Here is an 8,620-nt window from a genome sequence, read left to right on the forward strand (position 1 = left end):
TGTGCTGTCGAGGGTTTGCTGATTTCTCTGATTGTTCGATACCTAGTGAGTAGATGATACTTTTTATCAATCCACTCTTTTGCCATTTTGTCAATGCGTAAGTCCTATTATTGATAAATCTAAAATAAGACGCAGCTAAACTTCCCAATAATTCAGGGGGAGATTTCGTTTCATTTTCAGCCGCAGCTTCTCGCCAGCGTTGAGCAACTCCCTTAATATCATCATTGAGGATAGCATCCAGGTAGTGGTTTGAGTAAAACTCATTTTCATTAGTAATTCCTGTTAATTTACTCATACCTTAGCTCCCTGTAAAACTGCAATGATTTTGATATATGGAGCAGGTTCGGTAGTCATGCTATCCTCTACCCAACGCCAATAATCATTAAAAATTTGCTCAATTCTTCGTTCTGCTTTTGATTTTTTCTCTTCTTTTAAAGGAGTACCGTCTGCAAAGCGTAATGTTAGTTGCTCATAATGTTGACCTTTGAGTTTATTTAAACGATTCAATTGTTCCTGTAGTTGAACATTAATTGAATCCTCAAAATTATTACGTGCTTTTAGCATTTTCTTTTGTGCTTCTACAACTGCTATCTCACGTAAATCCAAAAGTTTTTCATCGATAGGTAACATTTGATTGGGAATCGGCTCCTGTCCTAATCCAGTAAGCTGTAGCGTTTTCTCAAAGTCTTCTATATGCTTAAACTTTTGATTTTGAAACACTACACTTACCCACTTATTAACTAGAGGTTGGCCACGACGGTTAGGAATTATACCTGACATGACGAATATAACCTCATTTTTTTGTAACTGAGGTAAAACAATGACAGGTGCTTGATGTCTACCGAAAAGTGTTATCCCACGGTCATTTAACCAATCTACTACCGGATGCAGTTCCCAAAGATACTGAATCGAGGGCCAGCGTTCCTCCGATTTTCGTGATTCCTCTAGTTCGCGCATCACTTTATTGCGATCGCCAGACAAACGCAATGCTTGATTTGATGCAGGTTGAATTTCTCTTGGTAAACGCTCAAAACGAGATCGCAGTTCGTTGGGCATTGTTAACTCGATTAACAACTCTTCCTCCAAACTACGCAGCTGCAAAGGATTTTCCTCATTAACTGCCTTTAATGCCTCTAACGTGTAATGATAGTCATCGGGAAATAAACTTGGCATTTTCTGCATAGCAGCTTGTGCTTGGGGTTCCTCACTCACTTCTGGCTCATCGCTAAGTAAATCAGCAAACCAGTTATCCTCATCCTCTGTCTGCTCACCTGGTTGCAGGCGTGCGTCAAAAGTTTGTTCCGTTTCTCCCTGCTCAATTGCTTCGATAGCGGCTGCTGTCACCTCTACTTCCTTATCGGCATCAAACACTCCCATAAAAACAGAAGGGTCGCCAATATTTTTAATTGCTTGGTCGTCTTTCTTCACCAACACGCTAACAATGCGCTCTGCTTCATCAACTTTTTCGTTAGATGAACGAGTCAATAAATAGCGAATCTGTGGTTGTCGTTCCTGCCCATAACGGTCAACCCGCCCATTACGCTGCTGTAAAGCCATTAACGACCAAGGAATATCAAAGTGTATGAGACGGTGTGAAAAATAATGTAAATTAATCCCTTCCGATGCCACATCTGTAGCTACTACCAGCCGCAGCGGAGATTTTTCACTACCAAACTCTTCGATAATTTCCATCAATTCAACATCTGGCATTCCCCCATCAAGGGTAGCGATCGCTTCTTCTGTTAGCTGTAAGTCGCGCTTTAAATTCTCCTTCAGAAAGCGCATCGTTTCCAAACGTTCCGTGAAAATTACAATCCGGTCTTTTGGGTCTGCACCCTTCCAAGCAAAGCCTTCATCTTCGGCTGTAGTGATTAGTTTTAGCAGTTTTTGATATTTTGAGAAATTTTTATCATTAATGGTTACTAAAGCGGCTGCTAAAGCTTTCAACTCATCAATATCATTACTAAAACGCCGATCATCAGTTTTTTCTACCCGATTGATGCGATTGCATACTGTCTCCAAACAAGCCATAGGGCTGGACAGCATAGCTTTTAGCAAAGTAGTTTTAAACAATTTACCTGTAGAAGCTTTCGCGTCAATCCCAGCTAACTTTAAGTTATCGAGAATTTCAAACGCTTTTTCTTCTTGGGGAGAAGCATTAGCTTCTACCGCTAAAACCTGTCGTTCTGGGAATTTTTTGAGAAGTTGCGCTACAACATCTTTTTTAAACCGCCGGACGTACAAATCTCGAATATCTTCCTTAGTGTAGTTCGACTCATTGGCGATCGCCGTTGGGTCGAGCATATTCATCAAACTAGCAAAGCTTTCTGCTCGTCCATCATGTGGTGTGGCTGATAGCATAATTAAACTATCGGAGCGACTTGCTAAACGGTCAGCCAATTTAGAACGTAACGAAGCACTGCTACCACGTCCCCGACGAGCAACGTTGTGTGCCTCATCGATGACTATTACATCCCATTCAGCTTGCTCAATGTAAGTGCGGTATTCCCGGTCTTGCTTCAGGGTATCAACTGAGACAATAGCTTTATCGTAATAGTGGAAAGGATTATGATTGGTGGGAATACGAGAGCGAATGCGCTGAATACCCACAGAATCAAGACGTACTAGGGGAATAGTAAAACGCACCCAAAATTCTTTCTGGAACTGAGTCAGCATACTTTTGGTTGTAACAACCAGAATGCGTTTTGCTCGTCCCCGACGCATCAACTCAGCCACCAAAATTCCTGCTTCCAAAGTTTTCCCCAAGCCAACAGCATCTGCAATTAACAAACGCTGTCGCGGCATAGAAAGAGCTTTGAGCGTTGGGTCTAATTGGTAAGGCAGCACATCCATTGCTGCTTCGTGACCGATGTAAAAATTAGTATCAGTGGGGGCAGTTTGCCGCAGATGGGCTTCGAGAAAAAGCAGCGAATTCCTATAGCCAGGAGTATTGTCGGATACTAAATTAGTATTTTTTGGGTCTAAAACTTCTAAGTCTTCTTCTAATTCTTTGACGAACCTTGCCGTGCGACCTTTAATAAAATCACTTACACCCACAACTTCGATTACCACAGAACCATTGGGTGTTCTTGAAGTGGCTTTTACAAGCCATTCCGCATCTCTAGCAACAATTCGCGCACCAGGGGCAAGCGTTTCCATAGAAACCTAAAAATTAAAGTGACTATACATTACATTTCGCCATTGAGAGTATCTTATGTATGTGTGTTAACTGCTTATAGAAGTATTAAATTAGGTTATAAGCATAAATTTTACATAAGTATGTGATTTTAGTCACTCAATAAGCATTGGAGATATCCATAAAATCCTTAAAAGAGCATTGATTTATTGATGTTTCAGCCATAAAGCCTACTAAGCACATATAAGTCTAAAATTTGAGGATCTTGTGAAGAATACTCCCGATATCAGCAAAATTCACAATTTTGTCTAATTCAGACTAAGTGTGAGTATATAGCGTAAATGCCGTTGACCACAGAAATAATGCTTGAAGTAATAGCCTAACCTTCGGATTACAGATATATATGCCAGAGATTGAGCTTGTTGTCAGAGAACATAACATCTATTTGTTTTGAAGAGTGATCACATCTGTTCTGATTTCATTATCAGAATGCGTAGATAGAAAGTCAAAGTTTATGCTTATTTACTACTGATTTTACACAGAAATTTACGAAACTAAGTAAAGAAACCGTATATTAACTAGGTTACAACTAGCTTTAACACGGATAAAATAAAACAAGACATGATATTACTCGCTACATCGAGTGATGAGTGTTGAGTTAATAAACGTAAAAAAAGAGTTGCTATAAATCAACCCAATCTTAAAAATTTGATGGATTTTTCTATATTTGACAAATTTTCAAAAACGTTTATTTTAAAGAAACAGGAATTACAATGAGTCCTAAAAATCTTAAATTATTTGTTACATTATTAGGACTATTTTCAGTTTTTACTTTAAATAGTGATGCAATAGCTGAACAGAGAAATGTAAAAAGTTCTTGTGGTCTTCATACTACTGCTGGAGATATTAAGGGTAAATGTACTCTGAAAATATTTATTGAGGGTAAATATATTATGATTCAAGTAATACCCTCTTGGCGTAAAAGTTCCGAAGATGATGCCTTAATGTTTTTAAGATTGGAGAATAATCAATCTTGTAAGAAATGGGATGGCTTTAATGAAAACGGTTGTAAAGGTGAGGCATGGGATGGGCAAGAATAGACTTATATAATTGCTTCAGCAACTAATAAGCGTTTTATATATGGTTCAGGAGGCTCAGGTTTTTCTTTTTACTATGACGGGCCTATACATAGATGATGCTCAATAAATATATTTCTGGGTGTATCAATTAAATAAAGTTTTATATCTTTGGTAGTTTTTATTCTTTATTGCTTTTTTATGTATTAAAAATTCATTTGAGAAATTAGTATATTGTTAAATGTTTGTTTTTCTCAAGCTTTACAAACGTATTGCTCATAAATGATTCCAAAATTTTATCGCTTTCTGATGTTACTGGAAAAATATTAATAACACGTAAAAGCAGCAAATATGATACAAAATACGACAGTAGAACAAAAATGGGAAGAGTGTACAGAAGAAGATGATGAAAATATTAGGATTCTTCCAGAGCAAATGCCTGACGATATTCGATGTATGACAACACATCTTCCTTATGCTTGGGAAATAATACTTGGTATTAAGGAAACAGAGGCTAGAGGGAAAAGAACAGATTATAGAGGATGGGTATTGATTCAAGCAGGGCTTAGTCAAGACTCAGATAATGAATTTGATGATCCTGAATCAGAACTTAAGCAATATGGTATAGATCGTAATTCTCAACGGGGTGTGATCATCGGTGTTGCTTACCTGTACGACTGCCAACTTTGGACTTCCCAAGATGGCAGATTTTCTGTATGGGAGTATTATTTTGATGCTCGCGTAGAGTTGCCTACCCCAGTACCAATCAAAGGAAAACAGCCTCCGCTCTGGAAGGCAAATGGAGCAGAGGAAAGAGCAAAATTTGAATTAGCATGGCAACAAGCTTTATTAGCTCTCGAAGAAGAGTAAAAGTAATCTTTTTAGCTAAAAGAAATATTATGTGGTGGAACGCTATAATTTGAAGTTTTTAAGTTAAATTTTATGATTTACTGGCTATTTCAAGGCAAATCTAAGTATTACTGGATCATAGATGGCATTCGTGACTTCGAGCAGATGCCTTAGCTGTCCACACGCTATGCAAAAGACATGGCGGCTGGCGATGGGTTGCTGATTTGGAACTCTGGAGATCAGGCGGGGATATATGCGATCGCCGAGATTATTGAATCACCCAAGATGATCACCAGTCCGCTTGATATTGGGTATTGGATTGATACTAGCCGTGTTGGTGTTAAACCTTGTGCCAGGATTCGATTTACTAGAGATTCATTAAGCAGTTTGGTGACAGCGATTGCATCTGTCACCAAATGCGTTTAGTACCAAAGCATAGCTGCAAATCGAGAATTTTTAAATTTAGGAGAGCGCAGCCATGAATGCTTTATTTTTCTTAATTCGTTTATTAATATCAAGTTATTACCCAAATTTGAACCATCTGTAGATAGATAGTAATAATCTCAATAAAAGTATATATTCAGTAACGAAAATACAGACACTTGAAAAACACATGGCTGACATCGTTGATACTGCTGTGAGTGCTGGTTCCTTTAATACCCTAGTAGCAGCAGTTCAAGCTGCGGGGTTAGTAGATACCCTCAAAGGGACTGGCCCATTTACAGTATTTGCTCCAACTGACGAGGCATTTTCTAAGCTACCCGCAGGGACGGTAGACGCACTACTCCAAGACATTCCCCAACTAACAAAAATTCTTACTTATCACGTTGTTTCAGGGAAAGTGTTGGCAGCAGATGTGGTCAATTTAGACTCGGCTCCAACTGTTGAAGGAAGCAATGTAAGGATAGACGCATCTAATGGTGGGGTGAAAATAAATGATGCTACAGTTACCACACCCGATGTGGAAGCTGATAACGGTGTGATTCATGTGATTGACACAGTATTGATTCCAGCATAAGCATTTGTTGAAATAGTAAAAATGGATTTAGATTTGTGGGACAGCAGTTAAATATCATTGCTGTCCTACAAATCTTTGAATGTAGTGTTGATAATTATGAAACGCTCCAAAGTGTCCTTTGAATCATAATGTGAATGTCGGCAGTTTCAGGTGATGTACGATGGTGTGACTTAAAGGAAAAGATTGCTGTTTTTTAAAGCAAAAGCTTGCCGCAGTAAAGGCTGAAAGCCTTATTATTTCGATTAATTCTGAATTATTTGTCATATTTCATTCAAGAATAAGTCTGCCGCGAGTCCCACGTTAAATGTAGGCTTTGGGAGTATTTTTATGCTTTGCGATCGCATTCTCGCAAGACGGGTATTTGACCACAAAAGCAGTCAGGCTATAGGTTCGGCAAGCTTATCCTTTAATTTTCGGCAATCTTTTCCTTTAAGTCACAGATGGCGCAAAGCGTTCATAGCGTAGCTGATGGTCTACGACCGATCGGAAGTCATTGCATCCATAAGTTACGGGACAGGGCGAACCTAGAAGAGGCAGCCCGTGCTTTGCTGAAGCACTTAGGGGAATTGAAGCGGCCGTATTTAACCCAAGTAGAAGAAAAGTTATTGAGTTTGATTGAGCAAGAATTTGGGGTATGACTTAATAATTTATATTCAAGAAACAACCAAATTGAACTTGAACTGGTATGACTTCAAAGGCTGTTCTGGCATACCTATTAATTGCTTGCTACTTTATCATGGAAAGACTGCTAAGAGTTGGGGACAAAGCTCTGAGTCTTCAGGCTGGTGAATTTGATCGAGGCAGTTCAAAAGTAATTTGGATTAGTGGTTTGCTGGGGATAATTCTGATTCTGTTTGCTCCAATGCTAAATGTCAATCAAATTGGAGATTGGAATAGTGGATATTTTGGTTGGTTAGGGTTGCTGCTGATGGTTATTGGACTTGTCTTGCGCTACTGGGCAGCTAAAACACTTGGCAGATTTTATACGCGAACTTTGCAAACCCTTGAGAATCAGCAGATTATTCAGCAAGCTCCATATAACATCATTCGGCATCCTGGTTATCTGGGTACATTTCTCATGGAAATTGGAGCCTCATTAGCGATCGCTAATTGGATAATCTTGATAGTGATTGCAGTGATGGGAGCTTTATCGCGTTTTTACCGCATCCAGGTAGAGGAAGAAATGCTAAAAACTGTATTAGGCGGACAATACATAGTTTATTCTCAAGAAACCTGGAAGCTCATCCCCTTCATCTACTAATACTATTATCTTCGCAGTCAATGACTTCAGTTGCACCGTCAGAATTTGGGACGGAGAACTGACGGCGGGGCTGAAGCATCTCAAGTCCTTCGATTACTTACCTGCGGAATATCAGCAGGTGCGGGAGATTTGCGATGGCGTTCCGCAAGAGCGTAGCTGATCGCATCGGTCGGATGTACTCCGGTGATTTAGAAGGGTCGGTGCAGAGGTTTTTGGAGTCGCTAGGCAAGCTAAACTGACGCAATATTTCTTAAACTTGAGATTTTCTCGATAATAATCATAGAGTTAAGTATATCCACTGATTTTGCACAATCTTTATAAAGAATTTATTCCTAAAGATAAGTATATAAGTGTATTCTCGTATCAATGTCGATAAAATCACATTGAATTTTATTTTTACGTATATAAATCAGAGTAATATGATGGAAAATTTTCAAGTTCAAGAACTGCTGATTGCGATCGCTGTTCGGCAGCAAAACCCCAGTATTTTGACCGCAGACTTTCTCAAGTATACGGGGATTATCCCCAGTGACTGGGAATTAGCTAGACCACCAGTTTTAACCAACACTGCGGCTCAGGTTGTTTACCAGAATGGTGTGAGCATTGTTGCAGAGGTCAATAGGGTGATTTTTGCAGAAGCGATCGCCAATAAAGAAGCAAGCGATGTGCAAATTGCGGCGATCGCTCATAAATATATTGAAACAGTCAAACAAGTGGACTATCAGGGCGTGGGAATTAACTTACGAGGACTTGCACCTTACGAGCCAGAAAACTTGGGCGGACGCAACTACACGTTTAGTAAACTTCTCCAACCAGGAGCATGGCAGGATTTTGGTTCTGCGCCTGTAGAAGCGTCAATGAGGCTAGTTTATACGCTGAACGAGACTCAGCTATATCTGGATATTAATGAAGCTCAATTACAGTATCCAGACAAAACTACTAAGCCAGCAGTTTTGTTTTCGGCTAACTTCAGTCGAGCGATAAATCACGAAGAACCAGCAGCACGGTTGGCAGCTATCAGTGCAGTGATTGACAAGTGGCAAGGTGATGTTAAAACACTCAAAGAGCTTGTCAATAGTAAGTTTTTGGATAATCAAAGCTATTCCATCAATACGGCAACGACTGAGACGCTGTTATTTCCTGCTGCGATCGCTGGGTAATTTTAAAGATTTATTTTCGTTTCATTTAAAGAGATGCTTATTTGTTCATACCTTTGGTAGCTCGTGGCTACTTGGTTTTTGATGTGTAAGTGATTACCCTTAATTATTTAATACCCCTTA

Annotated in this window: 9 protein-coding genes; 7 read left to right on the plus strand and 2 right to left on the minus strand. The window is 39.3% G+C overall.

Annotated features, from left to right (window positions below):
- Together H6G14_RS27870 and H6G14_RS27875 are read right to left on the minus strand one after the other, a co-directional pair.
- A partial coding sequence (locus H6G14_RS27870) for a hypothetical protein (RefSeq protein WP_190571589.1) occupies positions 1–295 on the minus strand: 295 nt, incomplete at its 3' end.
- The gene (locus H6G14_RS27875) at positions 292–3,159 is read right to left on the minus strand and encodes a DEAD/DEAH box helicase (protein WP_190571591.1); all 2,868 of its coding nucleotides are present in this window, start codon (positions 3,157–3,159) and stop codon (positions 292–294) included. The genes H6G14_RS27875 and H6G14_RS27870, both read right to left, overlap by 4 nt.
- Positions 3,160–3,909: 750 nt before the next feature.
- Between H6G14_RS27875 and H6G14_RS27880 the strand changes: the two genes are divergently transcribed.
- The 7 genes from H6G14_RS27880 (at position 3,910) to H6G14_RS33775 (ending at position 8,500) form a co-directional block, all read left to right on the plus strand.
- Positions 3,910–4,236, plus strand: a complete 327-nt coding sequence (locus tag H6G14_RS27880) for a hypothetical protein (RefSeq protein ID WP_190571593.1) — start codon at positions 3,910–3,912, stop codon at positions 4,234–4,236.
- A gap of 327 nt (positions 4,237–4,563) precedes the next feature.
- A complete protein-coding gene (locus H6G14_RS27885) occupies positions 4,564–5,082 on the plus strand; it encodes an ASCH domain-containing protein (RefSeq protein WP_190571595.1) in 519 nt (172 codons plus the stop codon).
- 177 nt (positions 5,083–5,259) lie between these two features.
- The gene (locus H6G14_RS27890) at positions 5,260–5,487 is read left to right on the plus strand and encodes an EVE domain-containing protein (protein ID WP_199326309.1); all 228 of its coding nucleotides are present in this window, start codon (positions 5,260–5,262) and stop codon (positions 5,485–5,487) included.
- Between the two features lie 187 nt (positions 5,488–5,674).
- Complete coding sequence (locus H6G14_RS27895; protein WP_190571597.1) at positions 5,675–6,079, plus strand: fasciclin domain-containing protein; 405 nt, start codon at positions 5,675–5,677, stop codon at positions 6,077–6,079.
- Positions 6,080–6,519: 440 nt separating this feature from the next.
- Entirely contained in the window at positions 6,520–6,717 is a 198-nt protein-coding gene (locus H6G14_RS27900; RefSeq protein WP_190571599.1) for a hypothetical protein, read from the plus strand.
- A gap of 47 nt (positions 6,718–6,764) precedes the next feature.
- On the plus strand, positions 6,765–7,340 hold the full coding sequence (locus H6G14_RS27905; RefSeq protein WP_190571601.1) for a methyltransferase family protein: 576 nt from the start codon (positions 6,765–6,767) through the stop codon (positions 7,338–7,340).
- A 419-nt stretch (positions 7,341–7,759) separates the two neighbouring features.
- Positions 7,760–8,500, plus strand: a complete 741-nt coding sequence (locus tag H6G14_RS33775; RefSeq protein WP_242053889.1) for a hypothetical protein — start codon at positions 7,760–7,762, stop codon at positions 8,498–8,500.
- The last annotated feature ends 120 nt before the right edge of the window (positions 8,501–8,620 follow it).

Origin of the sequence: Nostoc parmelioides FACHB-3921, from assembly GCF_014696625.1 — a bacterium.
GTDB lineage: Bacteria > Cyanobacteriota > Cyanobacteriia > Cyanobacteriales > Nostocaceae > Trichormus > Trichormus parmelioides.